General features: G+C 54.1%; 18 protein-coding genes. 15 read left to right on the forward strand and 3 right to left on the reverse strand.

Annotation, left to right across the window (positions count from 1 at the left end):
* Positions 1–80 precede the first annotated feature (80 nt).
* The 10 genes from ACUVOF_RS06720 to ACUVOF_RS06765 all read left to right on the forward strand — a co-directional run bounded on the left by ACUVOF_RS06720 (position 81) and on the right by ACUVOF_RS06765 (position 13,034).
* Positions 81–1,592 carry a CoA-acylating methylmalonate-semialdehyde dehydrogenase gene (locus tag ACUVOF_RS06720; RefSeq protein WP_447043603.1) on the forward strand — a complete coding sequence of 504 codons (1,512 nt, stop codon included), beginning with the start codon at positions 81–83 and terminating at the stop codon, positions 1,590–1,592.
* A gap of 26 nt (positions 1,593–1,618) precedes the next feature.
* Entirely contained in the window at positions 1,619–3,274 is a 1,656-nt protein-coding gene (locus tag ACUVOF_RS06725) for a GMC family oxidoreductase (RefSeq protein ID WP_447043604.1), read from the forward strand.
* A gap of 205 nt (positions 3,275–3,479) precedes the next feature.
* Positions 3,480–3,686 carry a cold-shock protein gene (locus ACUVOF_RS06730; RefSeq protein WP_113271102.1) on the forward strand — a complete coding sequence of 69 codons (207 nt, stop codon included), beginning with the start codon at positions 3,480–3,482 and terminating at the stop codon, positions 3,684–3,686.
* Positions 3,687–3,917: 231 nt separating this feature from the next.
* Positions 3,918–5,687, forward strand: a complete 1,770-nt coding sequence (locus ACUVOF_RS06735) for an SLC13 family permease (protein ID WP_447043605.1) — start codon at positions 3,918–3,920, stop codon at positions 5,685–5,687.
* Between the two features lie 111 nt (positions 5,688–5,798).
* Positions 5,799–6,464, forward strand: coding sequence for an alpha/beta hydrolase (locus tag ACUVOF_RS06740; RefSeq protein WP_113271104.1), 666 nt, complete (start codon positions 5,799–5,801; stop codon positions 6,462–6,464).
* Positions 6,465–6,542: 78 nt separating this feature from the next.
* On the forward strand, positions 6,543–7,223 hold the full coding sequence (locus ACUVOF_RS06745) for a hydrogenase subunit MbhD domain-containing protein (protein WP_447043606.1): 681 nt from the start codon (positions 6,543–6,545) through the stop codon (positions 7,221–7,223).
* Positions 7,220–8,710, forward strand: coding sequence for a complex I subunit 5 family protein (locus ACUVOF_RS06750; RefSeq protein ID WP_447043607.1), 1,491 nt, complete (start codon positions 7,220–7,222; stop codon positions 8,708–8,710). Before ACUVOF_RS06745 ends, ACUVOF_RS06750 begins: the two co-directional genes overlap by 4 nt.
* A complete protein-coding gene (locus ACUVOF_RS06755) occupies positions 8,707–10,212 on the forward strand; it encodes a complex I subunit 5 family protein (protein ID WP_447043608.1) in 1,506 nt (501 codons plus the stop codon). Before ACUVOF_RS06750 ends, ACUVOF_RS06755 begins: the two co-directional genes overlap by 4 nt.
* Positions 10,209–11,975 (forward strand): proton-conducting transporter transmembrane domain-containing protein, encoded by a 1,767-nt coding sequence (locus tag ACUVOF_RS06760; protein ID WP_447043609.1) that lies wholly within the window; start codon positions 10,209–10,211, stop codon positions 11,973–11,975. Before ACUVOF_RS06755 ends, ACUVOF_RS06760 begins: the two co-directional genes overlap by 4 nt.
* A 72-nt stretch (positions 11,976–12,047) precedes the next feature.
* Positions 12,048–13,034 (forward strand): YihY/virulence factor BrkB family protein, encoded by a 987-nt coding sequence (locus ACUVOF_RS06765; protein ID WP_113271109.1) that lies wholly within the window; start codon positions 12,048–12,050, stop codon positions 13,032–13,034.
* A 72-nt stretch (positions 13,035–13,106) separates the two neighbouring features.
* Here the strand turns inward: ACUVOF_RS06765 and ACUVOF_RS06770 are convergent, their stop codons facing one another.
* Positions 13,107–14,516 (reverse strand): PhoH family protein, encoded by a 1,410-nt coding sequence (locus ACUVOF_RS06770; RefSeq protein WP_447043610.1) that lies wholly within the window; start codon positions 14,514–14,516, stop codon positions 13,107–13,109.
* Between the two features lie 194 nt (positions 14,517–14,710).
* The gene (locus ACUVOF_RS06775) at positions 14,711–15,580 is read right to left on the reverse strand and encodes a LysR family transcriptional regulator (protein WP_447043611.1); all 870 of its coding nucleotides are present in this window, start codon (positions 15,578–15,580) and stop codon (positions 14,711–14,713) included.
* Between the two features lie 115 nt (positions 15,581–15,695).
* Here ACUVOF_RS06775 and ACUVOF_RS06780 point away from each other — a divergent pair, with 115 nt between their 5' ends.
* Positions 15,696–16,562: a cation diffusion facilitator family transporter gene (locus ACUVOF_RS06780; RefSeq protein WP_447043612.1), complete on the forward strand. Its 867-nt coding sequence runs from the start codon at positions 15,696–15,698 to the stop codon at positions 16,560–16,562.
* A gap of 179 nt (positions 16,563–16,741) precedes the next feature.
* Here the strand turns inward: ACUVOF_RS06780 and ACUVOF_RS06785 are convergent, their stop codons facing one another.
* A complete protein-coding gene (locus ACUVOF_RS06785) occupies positions 16,742–16,927 on the reverse strand; it encodes a DUF3008 family protein (protein ID WP_447043613.1) in 186 nt (61 codons plus the stop codon).
* A gap of 264 nt (positions 16,928–17,191) precedes the next feature.
* Between ACUVOF_RS06785 and ybaK the strand changes: the two genes are divergently transcribed.
* The 4 genes from ybaK (at position 17,192) to ACUVOF_RS06805 (ending at position 21,247) form a co-directional block, all read left to right on the forward strand.
* Positions 17,192–17,659 carry a Cys-tRNA(Pro) deacylase gene (gene ybaK, locus ACUVOF_RS06790; RefSeq protein ID WP_447043614.1) on the forward strand — a complete coding sequence of 156 codons (468 nt, stop codon included), beginning with the start codon at positions 17,192–17,194 and terminating at the stop codon, positions 17,657–17,659.
* Between the two features lie 98 nt (positions 17,660–17,757).
* Positions 17,758–19,191, forward strand: a complete 1,434-nt coding sequence (gene dbpA / locus ACUVOF_RS06795) for an ATP-dependent RNA helicase DbpA (protein ID WP_447043794.1) — start codon at positions 17,758–17,760, stop codon at positions 19,189–19,191.
* A gap of 33 nt (positions 19,192–19,224) precedes the next feature.
* Positions 19,225–20,100 carry a PA4780 family RIO1-like protein kinase gene (locus tag ACUVOF_RS06800; protein ID WP_447043615.1) on the forward strand — a complete coding sequence of 292 codons (876 nt, stop codon included), beginning with the start codon at positions 19,225–19,227 and terminating at the stop codon, positions 20,098–20,100.
* Between the two features lie 124 nt (positions 20,101–20,224).
* Positions 20,225–21,247, forward strand: a complete 1,023-nt coding sequence (locus ACUVOF_RS06805) for an AbrB family transcriptional regulator (RefSeq protein WP_447043616.1) — start codon at positions 20,225–20,227, stop codon at positions 21,245–21,247.
* Positions 21,248–21,253: the final 6 nt, after the last annotated feature.

A 21,253-nucleotide genomic window follows, 5' to 3' on the forward strand; every position in this document is an offset into this window, starting at 1 on the left:
TTTGTAGAGCCCAGTAGGCTAGGTTAAACGTAGATACTCCTTAAAGGCCCTCACGCGCGTCCTCTACAAAAGGTAAACCCATGACAACAAAAGCGATTCAGCACTTTATCAATGGCCAGATCACCGCTGGTGAGTCTTCTCAATCTCAAGATGTCTACAATCCCGCCACTGGCCGCGTTACTGGCCGTGTCTCGCTCGCTTCTGCGATTGATGTGAATACCGCCGTTGAGGCGGCCCAGGCTGCCTTTCCCGCCTGGTCGGATACACCGCCGATCCGTCGTGCCCGGGTCATGTTTAAGTTTTTAGAGCTGTTAAACGCCCATAAAGACGAACTGGCCGAAGCGATTACCAAAGAGCACGGCAAGGTGTTTACCGATGCCCAGGGGGAAGTCGCGCGAGGTATTGATATTGTTGAATTCGCCTGTGGTATCCCGCAATTATTAAAAGGTGACTATACCGAGCAGGTCAGCACTGGGATCGATAACTGGACGGTGCGCCAGCCGCTAGGCGTCGTTGCTGGTATAACGCCATTTAATTTCCCGGCCATGGTGCCAATGTGGATGTTCCCGCTGGCAATTGCGGCGGGCAATACGTTTATTCTTAAACCTAGCCCGCTTGATCCCAGCGCATCGTTATTGATGGCCGACCTGCTTAAACAGGCGGGCCTGCCCGATGGCGTGTTCAATGTCGTGCAGGGGGATAAAGACTCGGTAGAAGCGTTGATTGACCATCCTCATGTTAGAGCGCTGTCGTTTGTCGGCTCTACACCGATTGCCAATCTGATCTACGAGCGCGGTGCACGTAACGGCAAACGTATCCAAGCACTGGGTGGGGCTAAAAACCATATGGTGGTGATGCCGGATGCCCACCTTGATAAAACCGTTGATGCGTTGATTGGTGCTGCCTACGGTTCCGCCGGGGAGCGCTGCATGGCGATTAGTGTGGCGGTATTAGTTGGCGATGTGGCCGATGACGTTGTCCCGGCGCTGGCTGAGCGTGCCAACGCGCTGAAAGTAAAAAATGGTATGCAACTGGATGCAGAAATGGGACCCATTGTGACCCGGCAGGCCCACCAACGGATTACCGGGTATATCGAAAAAGGTGTGGCTGAAGGCGCTGAATTAGTGGTTGATGGCCGCGATTTTGATGTCTCAGCGGCGGGGGATGACTGCACTGACGGGTTCTGGATGGGTGGCACGCTGTTCGACCATGTCACGCCTGACATGACGGTCTACAAAGAGGAAATTTTTGGCCCGGTGCTGGTTTGTGTGCGGGTGCCGGATATTGCCACGGCGATACAGCTGATTAACGACCATGAGTTCGGCAACGGTGTCAGCTGCTTTACCGAGAGCGGTACCGTGGCGCGTGAGTTTGGGCGGCGTATTCAGGTTGGTATGGTAGGGATTAACGTGCCCATACCCGTGCCGATGGCATGGCATGGCTTTGGCGGTTGGAAGCGTTCGCTATTTGGCGACACGCATGCTTACGGCGAAGAGGGTGTGCGTTTCTACACCAAACAGAAATCCATCATGCAGCGCTGGTCGGACTCGATTGATGACGGTGCTGAGTTTGTGATGCCCACGGCGAAGTAACGCCAATACGTTACGGGAACCAGCGCATGCAAGAACCAACGAACAACAATTTCGACTATATCGTTGTAGGAGCAGGCACCGCAGGGTGCCTAATGGCCAACCGACTAAGCGCCAATCCAAACAATAAGGTGCTATTGATAGAGGCGGGGCCGCGCGATAACTACCACTGGATACACATCCCAGTGGGGTATCTCTACTGCATTAATAATCCGCGTACCGACTGGCTGTTTCGTACTGAGCCCGACAAAGGGCTCAATGGCCGTTCATTGATCTATCCGCGGGGCAAAACACTGGGTGGTTGCTCCAGCATCAATGGCATGATTTATATGCGCGGCCAAGCGCGAGACTACGATCACTGGGCTGAGGTGACGGGCGACGATGCTTGGAAATGGGAAAACTGCTTGCCTGATTTTATCAAGCACGAAGATCATTACCGTCTGGATGAGGGGGGCGATGCCGACGCGAAGCACCGAGATTTCCACGGTCACGGGGGCGAATGGCGGATCGAAAAGCAGCGCCTCAAATGGCAGGTGTTGGATGACTTTGCCGAGGCGGCCGTTCAGGCGGGCATTCCGCGGACAGAGGACTTTAATCGCGGCTCTAATGAAGGCGTGGCCTACTTTGAAGTTAATCAGCGCTCCGGGTGGCGGTGGAACACCGCTAAGGCGTTTCTCCGACCTGCGCTCAAGCGCAACAACTTAACGTTATGGCACTCCACACAGGTCAATCGCCTGGTTTTTGCGGGGCAAGCAGGCGCACTGCGCTGCGCGGGGATAGAGGTAGAGCGCGATGGCGAAGTGCAGCGCGTTACCGTTAGCGGGGAAGTGGTGCTTTGCGCGGGTGCTATCGGCACACCGCATTTATTGCAACTTTCCGGGGTAGGGCCCGCTGAACTGCTGCGTGAACATGGTATTGAGTTAGTACATGACTTGCCCGGCGTGGGTGAAAATCTGCAAGATCACTTGCAGATCCGCTCGGTATACAAGATCACCAACGGCAAAACGTTAAATGCCATTGCCAGTACCTTATGGGGTAAAGCGGGTATTGGTTGGGAGTATCTAGTGAAACGCTCGGGGCCCATGAGTATGGCGCCTTCGCAATTGGGAGCTTTTACCCGCAGTACGGAAGAGCAAGTACACCCTAATATTCAATACCACGTGCAGCCGCTCAGTTTGGAAGCCTTTGGTCAGCCTTTACACCCGTACCCAGCAATTACTGCCAGCGTATGTAATTTGAACCCCACTAGCCGGGGTACCGTACGGCTTAAAAGCAGCAACCCGCGCCAGGCGCCAGCCATTTCGCCCAACTACCTGAGTTCACCTGAAGACCGAAAAGTGGCGGCAGATTCCCTTCGCGTCACCCGACGAATAGCCGAGCAGCCTGCATTTGCTAAGTATGCCCCTGAAGAAGTGAAACCGGGCGTTGAGTACCAAACGGACGACGAGCTCGCCCGGTTGGCGGGCGATATAGGGACAACTATTTTTCATCCCGTTGGGACTGCGAAAATGGGCCGCGAGGAGGATGCCATGGCGGTAGTCGATGGGCGGCTGCGAGTGCGTGGCATTGGCGGGCTAAGAGTGGCCGATGCGAGCATCATGCCGACAATAACCAGTGGTAATACTAACTCGCCCACGCTGATGATTGCGGAGAAGGCCGCCAGTTGGATACTCTCGGATCACTGAAAACGCTGGCTTTTTTATTGACATTAATAGTGGGTATTGACGAGAGGAGGGGGAATGCGCAAAATAGTCGCAGTTGGTTAGCAAGTCGAACGTTATCAGCAGGATAGAAGCGCCTCAAGCGTTAAATCTGGTGAAAGTTTCTTGTTCTACCCACTGCAATTCGGGTATTTCCCGGTTTTAATGAGCTACATTGAGGATTTCGATCATGGCAACTGGTACCGTTAAATGGTTTAACGACACTAAAGGCTTCGGCTTCATTTCTCCTGATGACAATGGCGACGACCTGTTCGCGCATTTCTCAGAAATTCAAGCGGAAGGCTTCAAAACTCTGCAAGACGGCCAGAAGGTTTCCTTCGACGTCACCCAGGGTAAGAAAGGCCTTCAGGCTTCTAACATCAAAGTAGAAGGCTAAGCTTTCTTCGGAAGCTTTGCTGCTGAGATGTTAGCCATCATCGCGTAGCGCTGATTGGCCAGAAAACCCCGCCACGTGCGGGGTTTTTTGTGCGCCTATGAATTGATAAGAAGGCCCGACAGCGAATTCTATATTCTATTTTGATCTTTAAGTGTTTCTAAAAATAACTTTTTAGAATATGAGATTGGCTTCACAATACCGTCATGCTTATTTATTAAGGATGTCGTGTTTATGTCGCTGGATGCTTGGATAGCGGTAGGGGTGGTGCTTACTGTCTTTCCGTTAATGGCCTTTTCACGGCTGGGGCCGGATATTATCCTGCTGGGCGCGGTTATTTTACTGATGACGCTGGGCGTGATTGACCCACAGCAGGCGCTAGGTGGATTTTCCAATAGCGGTCTCTTCACCGTTGCCTTTATGTATGTACTGGTAGCCGGTATCCGCGAAACCGGCGGTATCGATCTAATTATTCGCTATGTGCTGGGCCGCCCTAACAGCGAAAGAGGTGCGCTGGCGCGTCTGCTATTACCCGTGGCGTTGCTGAGTGGCTTCGTTAATAATACGCCGGTAGTCGCTACTTATATTCCTGCGGTAATGAGCTGGAGTCGGCGGCTGCGCTTGTCTCCCCAGCGGTTGCTGATGCCGCTTAGTTTTGCCTCTATTCTAGGTGGCACCATCACCCTGTTTGGTACCAGCACCAACTTGGTGGTTCATGGCTTACTGCTTGAGCGCTACCCTGCGCTGGGTATGGGCCTGCTGGATTTGGCCTGGGTAGGTATTCCCGTGGCGCTAGCTGGGCTCGGCTACCTTCTATTGCTAGGGCCGCGTCTACTGCCTGCCAGGAAAGGGGTGGCCAGTGCGTTTGCCAATCCCCGCGAGTTCACTATCGAAATGGAAGTCGATCCGACGGGTGTACTGGTAGACCGCACCGTAGAAGAAGCGGGCCTGCGTCACTTGCAGGAACTGTTTCTCGTTGAAATAGAGCGGGCGGGTAACGTGGTCAGTGTGGTGGGGCCTGGCGAGCAACTCAAAGGGGGCGACCGGTTGGTGTTCACGGGCACCAGCGATGCTGCCGTGGAGTTGCAGCAAATTCGCGGTTTGATTCCCTCTCGAGATGACACTTCCAGTTTAGAAAAAGAGTTTAAAGAGCGCCGCTTGGTCGAAGCGGTGGTGTCTAACCAATGCCAATTTATTGGCCAGCGAATACGGGACGGCCACTTCAGAACCTTGTATGGTGCAGCGGTGCTGGCGATCTGCCGTGGCGGCGAACGCGTCAAAGGAAATCTAGGCCAGGTGCGGCTACAACCCGCCGATGTACTTCTGCTCGAAGCTCGGCCACCGTTTATTGAGCGGCACCGCCAGTCGCGTGACTTCTTGTTGATTAGTGAGCTCAATGGCGCAGCCCGTCCGATCCATGAAAAAGCCCCGCTAGCATGGGGCCTGCTGTTTGGCGCCGTGTTACTCGCCGCCTTAGGCGTGCTGAGCATGCTTAACGCCGCTATGTTAGGGGCGGCGCTAGCGCTTTTAACGGGGTGTTGTTCGGTAGGTGCTGCTAAGCGTGGGCTGGATACCCAAGTGTTATTAACGATTGCGGCATCGTTTGGTGTGGGGGCTGCGCTGCAAAGCTCTGGCGCCGCTGAAGTGATGGGCAGCGGGGCGCTAACCTTCGTGGCGGGCAATCCGCTGCTGTTATTGATAGGCACCTACGGCGTGGTCGCGCTGCTCACAGAGTTAGTGACTAATAATGCCGCAGCCGTGATTATTTTTCCGATTGTAATGAGTGCTGCAGAAAGCTTGGGGGTAAGCCCGATGCCCTATGTCGTGGCGATAATGTTTGCTGCCTCAGCAAGCTTTTTAACCCCCATCGGCTATCAAACCAACTTAATGGTTTACGGCCCAGGAGGTTATCGCATGGGCGATTTTCTGCGCCTTGGCAGTGGCTTAAATATATTGACCGGTGCGATAGCGCTATTCTTGATTCCCCTGATCTGGCCTTTTTAAACGTACTATGGCCCTTTTAACCAGGTTATGGCCCTTTTAAATCGTGCTGCCCCTCGCTGTTAACACGTGTTTGCGCTAGGGTGACGCTTTTTGAATAAGGAATACGATGTCATGACTGCTCCTGGCGAACTGGTTATTGAGCCGAAAGATGGTCAACCCGCCGATGCGTGTGTGTTTATCATTCATGGCTTAGGTGCGGACGGACACGATTTTGAACCGCTGGTACCCGCGTTAGCGTTACCCAAAGAAGCGCATGTGCGCTTTATCATGCCCCATGCGCCACGCCTGCCAGTAACGATAAATGGCGGTATGGTCATGCCCGCTTGGTACGATATTTTAGCTATGGATTTAGGGCGTCGCGTTGATGAGAATCAACTTAAGAAATCTGCTGAGCGCATCCAAGCGCTGATTCAGGAACAGATTGATCAGGGCATTGATAGCCAGCGCATTATTGTGGCGGGCTTTTCGCAAGGTGGTGCTGTCGCCTATCAAGCAGCGCTCACGTTCCCTGCACCGTTGGGGGGCTTGTTGGCCATGTCGACGTACTTCGCCACGGCAGACAATATTGATCTCGCGGAAGCCAATCGCCAGATCCCGGTGGAAGTCCAGCACGGTAACTTTGACCCCATCGTGCCTGAGAGCCTGGGTCGCAGCGGCGCCGATCGTTTAAAAGCAATGGGCTACGCAGTCAATTATCGCCAATACCCAATGGCACATGCCCTTTGCCCGCAGCAGATTAACGATATTGGTAAGTGGCTAAGTACTCGCTTAAGCTAACGTGTGACCTTTGTACCACCTACAATGCAGGCTCCGTAAGCGCCTATTCGTGCCCGATGCAAGGATGTAGCGAAACGAATGATAGCTTCCTTTAATGCGATAGAAGTGCTGTTGGCGCTGTTCCTAACGGGGTCGGCGTTGGTTTGCCTGTTTGACCGTCACCTAGTCCGCGCCTGCTGCTTCTTCGTCGCGTTTGCTATTGCCATGTCGTTGGCATGGTGGCAACTGGGCGCGCCTTGGCTGGCAGCTGTTGAGCTGGTTCTAGGTGTCGGGCTGACAGGGCCCTGCTTTTTTTATGCCCTGGGGCATGTTTCGCCTGATACGTCAGCCCCGTTAAAACACGATAAATTTAGCGAGCATAGGTCGCGCGTGGCCATGCGTGTGTTATTGGCGATGGCTTGGTTTGTCATGGTCGGCGCGGCGATTCGCTATGTAATAGCCGACATGGTGTATTCACCTTCAGAGCATCCGCTGCTGCTTTCAGGCGTGGTGATTGCCGCGACTGCCTTGGCAGCGTTTGCGCTACACCGCCATCTGCTAAGACGCTTGTTAGCGTTTAATTTGCTTGGTTCAGCGGTGTTTATGCTATTGGCTGGCGTGGCGGGCACTTCGGCGTCTGCTCAAGCATTGATTAGCGTAGGGCTGCTCGTTGCCTGGTTAGGATCGCTATTGGGCGCTTTATTGATAAGGCAGCTTTTGCGTTTGGAGGGGGTAGAGGCGCTTGGGCGTGACGGCGAGCCCAAGGAGAAAGCAACATGACCTGGCGCTTTGGTCTCTTCGATAGCACCTTTGCGCCACTGGTCACTACCCACTGGGCGCTCGTGGCCGCACTTGTTTTACCTCTGTTACTGGGGTTGCTGGCGGCCCTGTTTCCACCGAAGCGTGCCTGGCCCGTCGTGCTCGCCAGCGTACCGATATTGGGCTCTGGTTGGCTGCTGCTATCGGCCTTTGGTGAGGCGGGCTTACTGCGTTGGCAGTGGGAGATAGCTGGGGTTCTCCTATCGCTACGCTTAAATGGGCTGAGTGTGCTGTTACTGCTGACGACGCAAGGGATCGGTGTTGCAGCAGCTCTTTACACACCTGGGCATTTGCGCTTAACCGACCCTGCACCACTAGCACGCTGGCTGTGGCCACTGATGGGTGTCGTGATCAGTGCGCTTTCACTAATTTGGCTAGCCACTGATCTGCTCACTCTTTACGCTGCGTTAGAGCTGATGGGGCTGGCAGCGGTAGGCATGCTAATGCTGTCGGGGAAAGTGCCTGCGCTAGTGGCGGGTATGCGTTACTTACTGTTGGCATTGGTGGGGTCGCTAACGTATTTACTGGGAGTCGCCCTGATTTTAGGCCATTGGGGCCGGTTGGATTTACAGGGCTTAGCGGAGGTAATAGAACCAGGGCCGGTGGCATGGTTTGCCGCCGCGATGATAGGCGCTGGTCTGGCTTTGAAAGCCGCGTTATTCCCCTTACATGCGTGGCTCACGCCGGTGCACGAGAACGCCTGGACGCCGGTAAGTGCACTGCATGCGGCGCTGGTCATCAAAGCGTCGCTGTTTATGCTGTTGCAGCTCTGGAGCATCCTACTGCCTGATACGTTCTATGCGCCACGCATCATTGCCTGGTTAGGGCTACTGGCGATTGTATGGGGTGGTCTATTGGCGTGGCGTACCGACTCGCTTAAAACCTTGGTCGCTTCGTCTACCGTGGCTCAGCTGGGTTATCTGATGGTGGCTTTCCCGCTGCTGCTGGGTCCAGATATCGCGCCGCTACCTCGCGCCTTAGCCTGGGAAGGATTTTGGCTACAGTTAATAGGCCACGCCTTTGCTAAAGCAGCGATGTTTATGGCGGCCGGTAACCTAATACTAGCAACGGGGGAGCACACCCTTAAGGGGTTGGCAGGGACCAGCCGACGCTTGCCCCTTTCGCTATTAGTCTTCGGCATTGCGTCCATTACCTTAATGGGTCTACCCCCAAGCTCTGGTTTTACTGCTAAGTGGCTGTTGCTTGAGGCGATGATTATCACTCAGCAGTGGTGGGCAGTGGCGGCGTTATTAATCGGCACGCTGTTAACAGCGGCCTATGTGTTTCGTATGTTTCGTTACTCCTTCGATGAAACGGCACCGCGCCATCGCCATCAACCCTTGATGCCAGGTATGGATTTCATCGCACTGGTTCTCGCCTTGACGGCCTTTGGGTTAGGTCTTTTAGCGCATTTCCCATTGGGGTTGATGCATGGAGGTGGCCCATGAATGCCGCGTGGTTACCGCTGACTGCCTTGGCCACCTCGGTAGTGGTCGCCGTGATTATTTTTGCGCTACCGGAAGAGTTCAGGCGGCTGCGCACGACTCTTAACATTGGGGCGGCGGTAGTTAAAGTTCTATTGGTCACCCTGATGGTCAGGCGAGTCGCTGCGGGTCATGAAGATATCTTTAGCTTCCAAGTCATTGGGGGGCTTGATTTTGTACTGCGCGTCGATGCACTCGGTGTGATGTTCGCCATGCTATCGTCACTGCTTTGGCTATGTACCACGATTTATGCCATTGGCTACTTGGAAGGCTCTGCCAACCGGAAGCGGTTTTTTGGTTTTTTTAGCCTGTGTGTAGCGAGCACCATCGGCATTGCGCTCGCAGATAACCTGTTCACTTTCCTGATTTTCTATGAAATGTTGACGCTCTCCACGTACCCGTTAGTGGTCCACCGAGGTACGGAGCAAGCTCTTAATGCAGGGCGTGTTTATTTACGCTACACGTTAAGTGCGGGAGTAGTACTGCTGCTGGGCGCGGTGCTGTTGTATAGCCTGACCGGTGATCAATCATTCTCGTCGGAAGAAGGCTTGGGCGACTATTTGAATGATCATCGTGGTCTGCTAACGCTGATTTTCGCCTTATTAGTGGGTGGGCTTGCGGTTAAGGCCGCCATGGTTCCGCTGCATGGCTGGTTGCCAAGAGCGATGGTGGCGCCTGCCCCGGTAAGCGCGTTACTGCATGCAGTGGCGGTGGTTAAAGCAGGGGCCTTTGGAATTCTGCGGGTCGTTTATGACCTTTATGGTATTGAGCTCAGTGTTGAACTGGGCGTTATTACTGGGCTAGCGGTGGCAGCCTCTATTACGATTATTTATGGTTCGCTAAGGGCCATTGCTCAGCAGGAATTGAAACCACTCCTGGCGTTTTCTACGGTCAGCCAAGTCGCCTACGTTATTCTTGGTATAGGTATCTTTGGCCCTTTTGGTACGGTCGGGGCGCTCGCGCATTTGCTGCATCAGGGCTTGATGAAAGTCACGTTGTTCTTCTGTGCAGGCAACTATGCTGAAGAGCTGGGCATTCATCGCATCGATGAAATGGATGGCGCCGGTAAACGCATGCCGTTGACCAGCATCGCGTTTACCATTGGTGCGTTAGGCATGATTGGCCTCCCTCCCGTGGCTGGATTTATTACCAAGTGGTATCTGGGGGTTGGCGCGATACAAGCTGAGATGTATTGGGTTGTCGTGGTATTGGTCGCGAGCAGTACGCTCAATGCTCTCTATTTTTTACCGATCCTACATCGATTGTGGTTCCGCTTAGGTCCCTCTCATGGCAAAGGGAAGTGGCCTGAAGAGCAGCGTCTTGGTCGTTTCGAAACGCATGCATGGCTGCTTTTGCCTATGGTATTTACCGCCTTGATAAGCTTGGGGGCAGGGCTCTTTGCCGGGCTGCCCTTTAGCCCCTTGGACTGGGCTGCCCGTGTAGCCAACGGGGAGTACCTGCCATGATGACACTGTTGCTTACACTGGCCCTGTTATGGCCGTTAGGTGTCATTGGCCATGCCGTTTGGTTCACCTGCCGGGCGCCCTCTAAACAGCGCGACTACTTTTCAGTGTGGTGGCTAAGCGCTGCTTGGCCAGCACTGTTGTTGGCCTACGGCGGTGAAGCGCAGTGGACAATCGATGCTTGGATGCTGGGCGGTGAATGGGCGTTAAATTCGCTCAGCCGCCCATGGCTTGCATTTACTGCATTGCTCTGGAGTTTAGCGGCGGTACATGCGAGAGGCTATTTTGCGGCGGAGCAGGCGCAAGCCCAGACGGGAGATCAAGATGCACAACGGCGCCTGCTGCGCTTATCTCTGCTGTGGCCGTTAACGCTGCTGGGCAATGTGCTGCTCATTATTGCCCAGGACATCGCCAGCTTCTATTTGGGTTTTGCGCTGATGACCTTCGCCGCTTATGCCTTGGTGGTGCACAGCGGGACACAAGAAGCTCGGCTAGGGGCCAAGGCCTATTTGGTGTTAGCCGTGGTGGGAGAAGGGCTCATTTTAGGCGGCTTTTTATGGTCTGCTGGTGAGGCCGACACGCTTACGTTGCAAGGTATACGTGAGGGGATTCTAAACGCTGAGCAGGGTGCGTGGATGGCTGCCTTGTTATTCATTGGATTTGGCGTAAAAGCAGGCGTTATCGGCGTACACGTATGGCTGCCGTTAGCGCACCCGGTGGCGCCTGCGCCTGCCAGCGCCGTGCTTAGCGGGGTGATGATCAAGGCGGGACTACTGGGCTGGATTAGTGTGCTGCCCTTAGGCCACGAAGATATTTCAGATACTTTAGTGCAATTTGGTAATTTCATGTTAGTGGCCGGGCTGGTGGCCGCTTTTGCCGCAGCGCTGTATGGCGTTTTTCAGCGCCATCCCAAAGCTGTTTTAGCTTACTCAAGTATCAGTCAGATGGGCATGATGACAGCGCTAGTGGCGATGGGATTAGTCGCACCGGACGTTTGGCCATTGCTCTGGCCGGGAATAGTATTGTTTGCGGCTCATCATGCACTGGCTAAAGGTTCCTTATTTATGGGCACCAGCATTAGTGAGCATCTGCCCCGTTGGCCGTTGCCAGTAATTTGGACACTACTGGCCCTGCCCGGTATATCGCTGGCGGGTGCCATCGGTGCAGGCATGGTCAGCAAGTGGGGTTTTAAAAGTCCGCTTTATGAGATGCATCATGAATCCCTGATCAAGTGGCTCAGTTGGGCGGCCATAGGGACGGCGGCATTGGTAAGCGTTGCTCTTTGGCGTCAGTGGCAGCAGCGACAACGAGGGGGGAGTAATCGTTGCCAGTCGGGTGCTTGGTTGGTTGGCATCTTGGCTGCCTTGTTGACACCACTTTGGCTTCCGCTTCCTGAGGGCAGTATTGCAATGCCACCTATCAAGGAGTGGGTGGGGCTTATTTGGCCGTTTCCCGCGGGTGTTGCTTTAGCCACATTCGGCTGGTTGTTACTTCGTCCCTTCGATACAAAAGCACCGCCTGCTGGTGAATTATGGTGGCTGTATGCAGGTTTAGTGGGCGCTACGTTGGTGCCTATTCGCATTTTTAGCCAGTATTGTGTCAAGCTGAAAGCGGCGAGCGTGGCCTCCGCGCGTAAGGCTGAAGGTGGTGTTATGGGCCATTTAACTCGGTTATTGTCCACTGAATTCTGGTTGCGCCACCATGCCAGTGGTTTGATGATGGTGCTTGCCATTTTGCTTGCAGCGCTACTTATGTGGGAAGGCTAGTGATGATACGACTACTTGCGAAGCAGTGGCCAGGCACGTACTTACCCGGCACGTACTTACCAGGACGGTATTATGCGTAAACCTACTCGAGGCCGCCATGCAGAGGCACCCGGCGAAATACCCAAGTGCGGCTGGAAGGATATTTCCTGGCGTGTGATACGTGCCGCCCGTCGTGACCGTATTACCATGCTGGCTGCTGGGGTAGCCTTCTATGCCTTGTTGGCACTGTTTCCTACCATAGCGGCGGTAATTTCACTCTGGGGGCTGCTGTTTGATCCCTATGAGGCGGGTCAGCAACTCTATGAAATCAGTCGCTTTATGCCCCCGGATGCCGCCCAATTGATTGATCAACAAGCTCAGCAAGTGGTTGAAAGCGCTAAGTCAGGTAGCTTTCTTGGTGCCCTGGCCGGGCTATTAATAGCCATGTATATTGCCTCAAAAGGCGTGGGGGTGTTGGTTATCGGCCTCAACGTGGTCTATGGCGAAAGCGAACAACGTAAGCTCCTTTACCGCACGATATTATTAACGGCACTGACCTTTGGCTTGATTTTTATGACCCTGGTCTCGTTAGGGTTCATTGCCATTGTGCCGGTATTGGTCGACATTTTGGCGATTACCTCACCGTTGGATCAAGTCCTTAAGTGGATGAGATGGCCTGCGCTGTTATTGTTGATGAGTGTTCTGATCGCGCTGCTTTACCGCTACGCGCCTTATCGGCGTTCGGCTCAGTGGAGTTGGTTAAGCTATGGCACGCTACTGGCAACGGTAATGTGGTTGTTAAGCTCCGGTGGGCTTTCGCTTTATGTGCGTTATTTCTCTAGTTTTAGCGAGCTCTACGGCTCATTGGGCGCCGTGGTTGCGCTCATGATCTGGTTTTGGCTTTCCGCCTTTGTGGTTCTGCTGGGAGCGGAAGTGAACTGCGAGATGGAGCGTCAAACCTACAACGATACCACCATTGGGGAAACGCGCCCATTAGGTGAGCGCGAAGCCTTTGCGGCAGATACCATAGGTGCTCCCCGCAATTGGAAAGGCGGAGCGGAAGACGCCGATAAAGAGTAATCCAACATCAGCTTTATACTTAATGGCGTTAGATTATCTCCCACCCTAAACCAGCGGTGAGAGATGATGGGGTTAAAGTAGTTCTTCCGCCGCTAACGCTAAGCGTGAGCGCTCTACGCTCTTCAGAGTGATATGCCCCGCGTGGGGCCAGTCACGAAAACGCTCGACCACTGCTGCCATGCCGCAGGTGTTTGCGGTTAGGTACGGCGTATCGATCTGACCAACGTTACCCAGACAGACAATTTTGGTATTGCGGCCCGCCCGGGTGACCAGCGATTTGAGCTGTTTGGGGGTGAAGTTTTGCGCCTCATCAATGATTAAGAAAGTGTCGTTTAGGGTGCGGCCACGCATAAAGCTCGGCGAGCGTATTTGTACCCGCGAACCAATCAATTGCCGCGTGGCGCCGTTATCCCAGCTTGATTCTCCCTCCTCGTTGCGCAGCAGGTTATCCATATTGTCGTGGAAGGCGCCCATCCACGGTGACATTTTCTCCTCCTCGGTGCCGGGTAAAAAGCCAATGTCTTCGCCCATGGGGATCGGCGCGCGGGTAAACACAATGCGCTCAAACAGCTTGGCGTCCAGCGTTTGCAGGAAGGCGGCGGCCAGTGTCATGAAGGTTTTACCCGTCCCTGCATTACCCGCAATGGTCACCAGATCAATATCAGGGTCCATGAGTAGATTTAAGGTAAAGTTTTGCCGGCTGTCGTGGGCGTGGACGCCCCAAACACCTGCATGATGACGATAGTTGGTTAGTAGTTGAAGGCGGGCCGAGGAAGGACCCAGCTCACGAACGATTGCCTCGAACTCGGCACCGTTTTCGCTATCCGAAACCAGCATGCCAACGTGCCATTGGCGGGGCATATTGCCTGTGAGTTGATAGAACGTGTGATGGCCAACGCGTTCAACTGTAACGTCAACATTCAGAGCCTCCCATAGCGACTTACCATCCTGGCCTGCAGTGGCGTAGACCTGGGCACCTTCAATCATTGCATCACTATCAGAGAAGGCGCGGTCGTTGAGGTAATCCTCGACCGGTACTTTAAGTGCGGCTGCTTTAACGCGAAGGTTAATATCTTTGGTGATTAGGATGACGGAGGCGTCGGGACGCTCTTCGCGAAGGCGGCAGGTCTCCGCCAGTATGCGGTTGTCAGGGCTGTCATCGAGGGCATCGAAAAGTTTTAAGTCGTTATAGCATAAGAAGTGCAGGCGTCCTGTTTCGCCACTGATACGGGGAATGGGAATACCGCGTTGGATTTCATCAAAGGTGACTTGGCTAGTAAGGTCAGAGAGTGTACGGCTTATTTGGCGGGCCGTGCGAGCGATTTCACGAACACCATTTTTGTGCTTATCAAGCTCCTCCAGCACCGTCATGGGGATAACAACATCGTGCTCATCAAAGTGATAAAGCGCGGCGGGGTCATGAATGAGGACGTTGGTGTCCAATACATACAGCCGAGTGGCTTTCTTATCGAGTCGTACCATCGTTGGAATCACTCCTTGGTTGACGGCAACTTCGACACTGGCAGGTGCATATGACGCCCAGATGACACTTGCCTGTGTTCCTTACGTGGCGTGTCCTGGCACCTCCTTATTTAGCACTTTTTAATAGCGTGGAAGGCTTTAGCGTTTTTTTCCAATAAAATGATTTCAACGTTATGACAGTTGCTCTGGGCCATTTAATGCAACACTGCCAAAAAGTGCGCTACCTTGTTCAACAGGGCAGTGGCCACCACGCCGCGGTTATCGCTCTCTACATATCGGTAATAGTGGCTGTCTAGCGCGAGGTCGTGATTTAGCGTGCATAAGGTGCCTGCTTCCAGAGCGCCTTTAACCAGCGGGTAAGGCAATAGCGCCCAGCCGGTTGCGTTAATCACGGCATCTCGAATCACTTCGAACATTGTCAGCCCCAGATAATTGCCTGAAAACAGCGCTTCACTAATCAGCTTGTCATCCTGCACATGGGTTAAACACACTTGGGTGTATTGGGCTAAGTCGTCACGGGTAACGCTGGGAAGTCGGCTAAGCGGGTGACGGGGCGCCGCTACTAAACGCATACTGACAGCGGCAAGATTAGCAGCGTTGGCGTCGATGCCTTCAGCAGTATAAAGACCAAAGGCAATATCCACCGTTTGACGCTGGACAAACTGACTGTGTTCCTGTGGTGGCACGAGGTAGACGGAAATAGCCGTTAACGGGAACTGCTGCTTTAAATCATGCATCACCTGTCGCCAAAACACTTCGGGCAAGGCGTCATCGCGGGCAACTCCAAGCTGGCTTTCAACACCTTGGAGGTGCTGGTGACAGTGCTTTTTGATACGGCTAACGCTAGTCAGCAGGCGATAGCAGTCCGGTAGTACGCTATCGCCTACGGCGGTGAGTGTCAGACTGTTGCCGGAGCGCTCAAATAATGCCACGCCCAGGCTATCTTCCAGTGCATTAACGGCGGCACTCAGAGTGCTCCGCTTAAGGCCGGTATGTCGTGCAGCGGCGGCAAAGGAGCCATGCTCGGTAACATCAATAAAGGCCTGAACCTGTTCGGCACGCATAGTCGTCTCAGTTTATTTTTTGAGCGCCAACTTATTCAGCGCTGAGCGATTCGAGGTTGTCATAACTCTCCACTATTATGGCGCATAATCAGTCTAATGTGATGGAGTTATCCGCGTGACCCCCTTTGTAGCCGAGCGCCGTGCGCTAAGATTTTCAGCCATTTCAGCCAGCCTGTTTGCGTTTACCGGGTTAGCGCTAGGGCTGACCAGCGGTTCCATAACGATTCTTTTTGACAGTGGTTATTCGCTGTTGAGCTTGGTACTGGCATCGTTATCCTTGTTTGCGCTTCAGCAGGCACGTAAACCTGCAGATGATCACTACCCCTTTGGGCGGCTGACAGTGGAACCGCTCGCGGTGCTGCTCAAAGGCGTAGTGATCGCTATGGTATGTGTTGTATCGCTGGTATCAGCGCTGTGGAGCCTGCTTGATGGTGGCCGTCTAGTGACGCTGGATTTGGCGCTAATGTTTGGTGTGGTGAATGTAACAGGCTGCCTGTTGACTTGGTGGTGGCTGGCTCGCTATGCCCGCGTAGCACGTTCCTCCCTATTGGCAGCCGAATTGCGTCAGTGGCAGATGGATACCTGGCTGAGTGCCGCTGTTATGTTGGGGTTTGGCTTGACCTGGTTGCTAACCCAGTCTCCCTGGGCAAGCTATGCGCGGTTTGCCGACCCGATAATGGTGCTAATAATCGCTGGCTATTTCCTGCCTATGCCTATTCGTATGGTGAAGGGCGCGCTGCGCGAGCTTATGTTTGGTGGGTCTTGCACTAGCGTGAGGCAAGATGTCGTTGAAGATGTTGCCGATTTTGATGTTACCGCTGACGATGTTCGCCTGGCCCAGGTGGGCAGTTTCCTGATGGTCGATATTCAGCTCGACAAGCAACAATTTAATGATGCGCAAGAAATTGTGGATAGTGTGGAGCAACGCTGTAAGCGGCTTAACCTTCGTCCTGTCACCAGCCTGACGCTCGTCGCTGGATGAAGCTTAAGAAAAAAGATTGGCGAGCTGTTCATTCCAGGCGTAATGCGTATTGACGGCAAGTGTCCAACCAATCGTAATGCAACGGTTGAAAGTACCGGCTTGTTCTGCCTCGAAGCCGCCGAGCGATAGAAAACCGCCAGCATATTGGAAGCTAGCGGTTTTGTTATCATAAAGGATAGTTAATCCTGTTTTTTTTCCGGCTTGCTTTTGCGCTTGGTACTCGCAAAGTCTTCTAACTCCTCCTCGCTCATCGAGTCATACATTTCTTTAGACGAACCATAAAGTTCACTGGGCTTGGTTTCGCCGCGCTTAGCGGAAAGTGCCGCACCCGCCGCTTTCTGTTGCGCTTTAGATTTTGCTGGCATCGCTGGACTCCTTTCGGTTAGCTTCCATTTATCGACTGCGCTATTGAGCATTGCGCTATTGAACATTGTACTGTTAAACATCGTACTATTTAGCGTAGTCGCTGGCGCACAGCTTTCCAGAAGCATCAATCAAACCTTCTACTCGTTGCAATCGGTTGACTTTCTTTTGCCTATCGCGCTATTAACCTAAAGGGCGCCGTGCGCCTCACAGGATAATCTTTAGTTACTATCTATAGTCACAATGCCATCAACCAAGAGAGCGACATGACACCGGCTATTAATAGCGCCAAACATGCAGGGATTGCCTTTCAGCTACATGAGTATGAACACGAAGCCGCCGCCCATTCCTATGGACTGGAAGCGGCGGAGAAACTGGGCGTAGCCGCCCCTCAGGTATTTAAAACCTTAGTGGTAAAGTTGGATGACAAGCAGTTGGTAGTAGGCATTGTACCGGTGAGCTGCCAGCTGGGTTTAAAGCAGATCGCCAAGGCTGCCGGCGCCAAGAAAGCAACGATGGCGGAACCATCGGAAGTAGAGCGCACCACCGGTTATGTGCTGGGCGGCGTTAGCCCGCTGGGGCAAAAGAGGCGTCTGGCGACCTTTATCGATAACTCAGCAGCAAGCTTTGCCAATATTTATGTCAGTGCCGGGCGGCGCGGGTTAGAGATCGAGCTCTCGCCTAGGGATCTAGCTACCCTGAGCCAAGCCACTTTTGTGCCGCTGGCAATGTGATCTTGCTGTGATGGCGGCGCAGGCAGAGGCACTTTCTGGTATGGTGCCGTAACGTTTGTGCGTCTCTTGCCCTCCAGGGGGCGCACGCTGTGTTTCCGATGGCCGTCCATCTGCGGCCCAAGCAAGGTAATATCGTGTCTGACTCCTCTTTCTCCTCGTTAGCGTTGCCGAACGTTCTGCTGAGCAACCTTGCGTCCCTTGGCTATCATGAAATGTCGCCAGTACAGGCGGAAAGCTTACCGCCCATGCTAGCCGGGCGCGATGTGCTGGCGCAGGCGAAAACTGGCTCAGGCAAAACGGCGGCGTTTGGTTTGGCGCTGTTGGCTAAATTGAAAGTAGAGAGCTTTGCGGTGCAAGGCTTGGTGCTTTGTCCCACCCGGGAGCTCGCTGACCAAGTGGCGGAAGAGCTGCGCCGTTTAGCCCGTGGCATGGCCAATGTCAAAATACTCACCCTTTGCGGCGGTGCTCCCTTTGGGCCGCAGCTTGGTTCTTTAGAGCACGGCGCGCACATTGTGGTAGGCACGCCAGGGCGTATTGATGAGCATTTGCGCAAAGGGTCGCTGACTCTGGAATCGCTTACGATGCTGGTGTTGGATGAAGCTGACCGCATGCTGGATATGGGCTTCCAGGCAACCATCGATGACATCATTGCCGAGACGCCGGCTAACCGCCAAACGCTGCTGTTCAGTGCGACTTTTCCCGATGAGCAAACGTCGGGCGGGCTAACCGAAATGACGCGGGGCGTGATGCGTGAGCCGGTGATGGTGAAAATTGCCGAGGTGCACGACGCTACTACGATTCAACAGCACTTTTATAACGTTGCCAATGAAGAGGCGCGTTTTGATGCATTGCGCCAGCTACTGCTGTTCTATCGACCCGCTACCAGCGTGGTGTTCTGTAACACCAAGCGCGAAACCCAGGCCGTGGCTGAGCAACTAACGGATGCTGGGTTTAGCGCCGTGGCACTCAATGGCGATTTAGAGCAGAAAGATCGCGATCGCATTCTGATTCTGTTTTCGAACCAGAGTGCTTCTATTCTGGTGGCCACAGACGTTGCCGCGCGCGGCTTGGATATCGCCCAGTTGGACGCGGTATTCAATTACCAAATTGCCCGCGAGCTTGATGTTCACGTACACCGGGTGGGGCGCACTGGGCGCGCCGGGGCCAGTGGTATAGCCTGCACGCTAGTGACCCCCAAGGAAAGTTATCGCCTGGAGCGGCTAGAAGGGTTGCTGGAGCAACCGATTGCCACTGAGCCTTTGCCTAAACCCAAGCAGTCAGCGCCGTTTGAGCCGCCGATGGCGACGCTGCAGTTAGCCGGTGGCAAGAAAGATAAACTGCGCCCCGGCGATATTCTTGGCGCGCTAACCAGCGAAGGTGGGTTGCGCGGTGAGCAAGTAGGTAAAATTAAAGTGCTGGCACGCAGTGCCTATGTGGCCATTGAGCGTGATGTGATTCAGCAGGCTCAGGCCAAGCTTGAGCGTGATAAATTAAAAGGACGAGCTTTCCGTGTTCGCCGTATCCGTTATTGAACGCGTACCAAAGAGGAGCCGACGCAGCTAACCATGAAAATCCCTAAACGATTACAGCCTCTTGTTGATGATGGAATGATCGACGAGGTGCTAGTGCAGCTAATGAGTGGTAAAGAGGCGCAGGTTTACGTGGTGCGCTGCGGGGAAGAAGTACGCTGTGCCAAGGTATTTAAAGAGGCCAAGCAGCGAAGCTTTAAACAGGCCGTTCAGTATCAAGAGGGTCGAAAAGAGCGCAATAGCCGTCGCGCCCGGGCGATGGCCAAGAAAACCCGCTACGGCCAAAAAGAGCAAGAGCAGGCGTGGCTCAATGCCGAAGTCGATGCGCTCTATCGTCTTGCTTCGGCCGGCGTGCGCGTGCCCGAGCCTCACGGCTTTGTCGATGGCGTACTGCTGATGGAAATGATCAGTGATGCTGAGGGCAATGTAGCGCCGCGTCTGGACGAAGTGACGTTAACGCCCGAACAAGCCGAGACTTACTACGCCAAAGTCATTCAAGATGTGGTACGCATGTTGTGCGCAGGGTTAATTCACGGCGATTTGTCGGAATTTAACGTGCTGGTAGATGCCTCCGGTCCAGTGATTATCGATTTACCCCAGGCCGTTGATGCCGCAGGCAACAACAGTGCTGCAGCGATGCTGTATCGAGATGTGGATAACATGCGCAACTACTTCGGACAGTTCGCGCCCAAGCTACTGAATACCGAATATGGCAGAGAGATGTGGGCGCTGTATGAAACTGGCGAACTGCATCCGGATAGCAAGCTTACCGGCCACTTCGATGCCGACACTCATATTGCTAACGTCGATGAACTGATGGAAGTCATCGACGATGCCAAAGAGGAAGAAGCCGAACGCCAGGCGCGACTGCGTGACGATGATGACGACGGCGAGATTCCGCAGCCTTACTGAGTAGGCCATACGATAGCCTTGCGCTGCGCAAATCGATATCCTTAGCAGGTTAATGGTCATGGGCAGCCGCCTATGGTCACGACTAAGGCGAGGAGCAAGCGTGAAGGGATGCCGTTCAGAAAGCATGGCTGGGAACACAAAAGCGTTGGCAACATCGCTGGGTGTTGGTGCGTTGGGCGGGGCGCTGTTCCAACTGACCGGTTTGCCGCTTGCCTGGATGCTTGGGCCCTTAATCGCCAACCTGTTGGTCTCGTCCCAAGGCGTGAAGGTCGCGATACCAGAGCCGCTGCGTAATGTGTTTTTAGCGGTAATGGGCATGGTGCTGGGTAGCCAAGTGACGCCGCAGTTGGCCCATCGCGTATTGGATTGGCCGGTTTCTGCAGCCCTGTTACTGGTAGGGGTAGCCGCCTCTACGGCTGCGGCAGCCGCTTGGTATCGCCGTTGCGGGTTTGACCCCGTTAGCGCTTGGTTTGGTGCTTCCCCCGGCGCAATGACGGCGATGATTCTGCTGGGCGAGAAATGCGGCGGTGACCCACAGCGAATCGCGGTGGCGCAATCGCTGCGCGTTATTTTGGTTATTCTCTTTCTTCCGCCACTATTTTGGGCCTATGAAGGCGGTGGCGGGGGTGCTGACCCTGTTCCTAGCGGCTTGGAACATGGCTGGATGCTATTGCTGATTCCGCTGATATTGCCATTAGGTCGCTGGCTACGGATTCCTAGTCCAGCTCTGCTGGCGCCACTGCTGATAGCTGCCCTATTATCTGGTTTTGATATGGCTAGTCTCGCTCTTCCTGGGTGGGGAATGAACGTGATGCTGTGGGTGTTGGGCAGTGCCATTGGTTCGCGCTTTCAAGGCATGACTCGCAGGCTGCTGGGTCGTTATTTGTGGCAGTCGGGGGTTGCGACGCTGTTAGCGCTGCTGGTATTGGCGCTGTTTGCCGAGCTCATTCATCACCTGTTGGGTGTCGGACGTGATGTGGCGCTACTGGCGTTGGCCCCCGGTGGTATTGGCGAGATGGCGATTCTGGCAGTGGCGCTCAACATTGATCCGGTATTTGTTGCCTTTCATCACCTGCTGCGTATGGTCACGCTGATGATTATTGCCCCGTTCTGGGCGCGTTGGCTGCTGCGCCACTCCACTTCTTAGTACATA

Source organism: Vreelandella sp. H-I2, assembly GCF_052959335.1.

Excerpts from the sequence above, each read along its gene's own strand:
- ACUVOF_RS06745 (WP_447043606.1), top strand. The coding sequence starts at position 6,543 with ATGATAGCTTCCTTTAATGCGATAGAAGTGCTGTTGGCGCTGTTCCTA.
- ACUVOF_RS06755 (WP_447043608.1), top strand. The coding sequence starts at position 8,707 with ATGAATGCCGCGTGGTTACCGCTGACTGCCTTGGCCACCTCGGTAGTG.
- ACUVOF_RS06765 (WP_113271109.1), top strand. The coding sequence starts at position 12,048 with ATGCGTAAACCTACTCGAGGCCGCCATGCAGAGGCACCCGGCGAAATA.
- ACUVOF_RS06730 (WP_113271102.1), top strand. The coding sequence starts at position 3,480 with ATGGCAACTGGTACCGTTAAATGGTTTAACGACACTAAAGGCTTCGGC.
- ACUVOF_RS06750 (WP_447043607.1), top strand. The coding sequence starts at position 7,220 with ATGACCTGGCGCTTTGGTCTCTTCGATAGCACCTTTGCGCCACTGGTC.
- ACUVOF_RS06785 (WP_447043613.1), bottom strand. The coding sequence starts at position 16,927 with ATGCCAGCAAAATCTAAAGCGCAACAGAAAGCGGCGGGTGCGGCACTT.
- dbpA (WP_447043794.1), top strand. The coding sequence starts at position 17,758 with ATGGCCGTCCATCTGCGGCCCAAGCAAGGTAATATCGTGTCTGACTCC.
- ACUVOF_RS06770 (WP_447043610.1), bottom strand. The coding sequence starts at position 14,516 with ATGGTACGACTCGATAAGAAAGCCACTCGGCTGTATGTATTGGACACC.
- ACUVOF_RS06740 (WP_113271104.1), top strand. The coding sequence starts at position 5,799 with ATGACTGCTCCTGGCGAACTGGTTATTGAGCCGAAAGATGGTCAACCC.
- ybaK (WP_447043614.1), top strand. The coding sequence starts at position 17,192 with ATGACACCGGCTATTAATAGCGCCAAACATGCAGGGATTGCCTTTCAG.
- ACUVOF_RS06760 (WP_447043609.1), top strand. The coding sequence starts at position 10,209 with ATGATGACACTGTTGCTTACACTGGCCCTGTTATGGCCGTTAGGTGTC.
- ACUVOF_RS06800 (WP_447043615.1), top strand. The coding sequence starts at position 19,225 with ATGAAAATCCCTAAACGATTACAGCCTCTTGTTGATGATGGAATGATC.
- ACUVOF_RS06720 (WP_447043603.1), top strand. The coding sequence starts at position 81 with ATGACAACAAAAGCGATTCAGCACTTTATCAATGGCCAGATCACCGCT.
- ACUVOF_RS06775 (WP_447043611.1), bottom strand. The coding sequence starts at position 15,580 with ATGCGTGCCGAACAGGTTCAGGCCTTTATTGATGTTACCGAGCATGGC.
- ACUVOF_RS06725 (WP_447043604.1), top strand. The coding sequence starts at position 1,619 with ATGCAAGAACCAACGAACAACAATTTCGACTATATCGTTGTAGGAGCA.
- ACUVOF_RS06735 (WP_447043605.1), top strand. The coding sequence starts at position 3,918 with ATGTCGCTGGATGCTTGGATAGCGGTAGGGGTGGTGCTTACTGTCTTT.
- ACUVOF_RS06805 (WP_447043616.1), top strand. The coding sequence starts at position 20,225 with ATGGCTGGGAACACAAAAGCGTTGGCAACATCGCTGGGTGTTGGTGCG.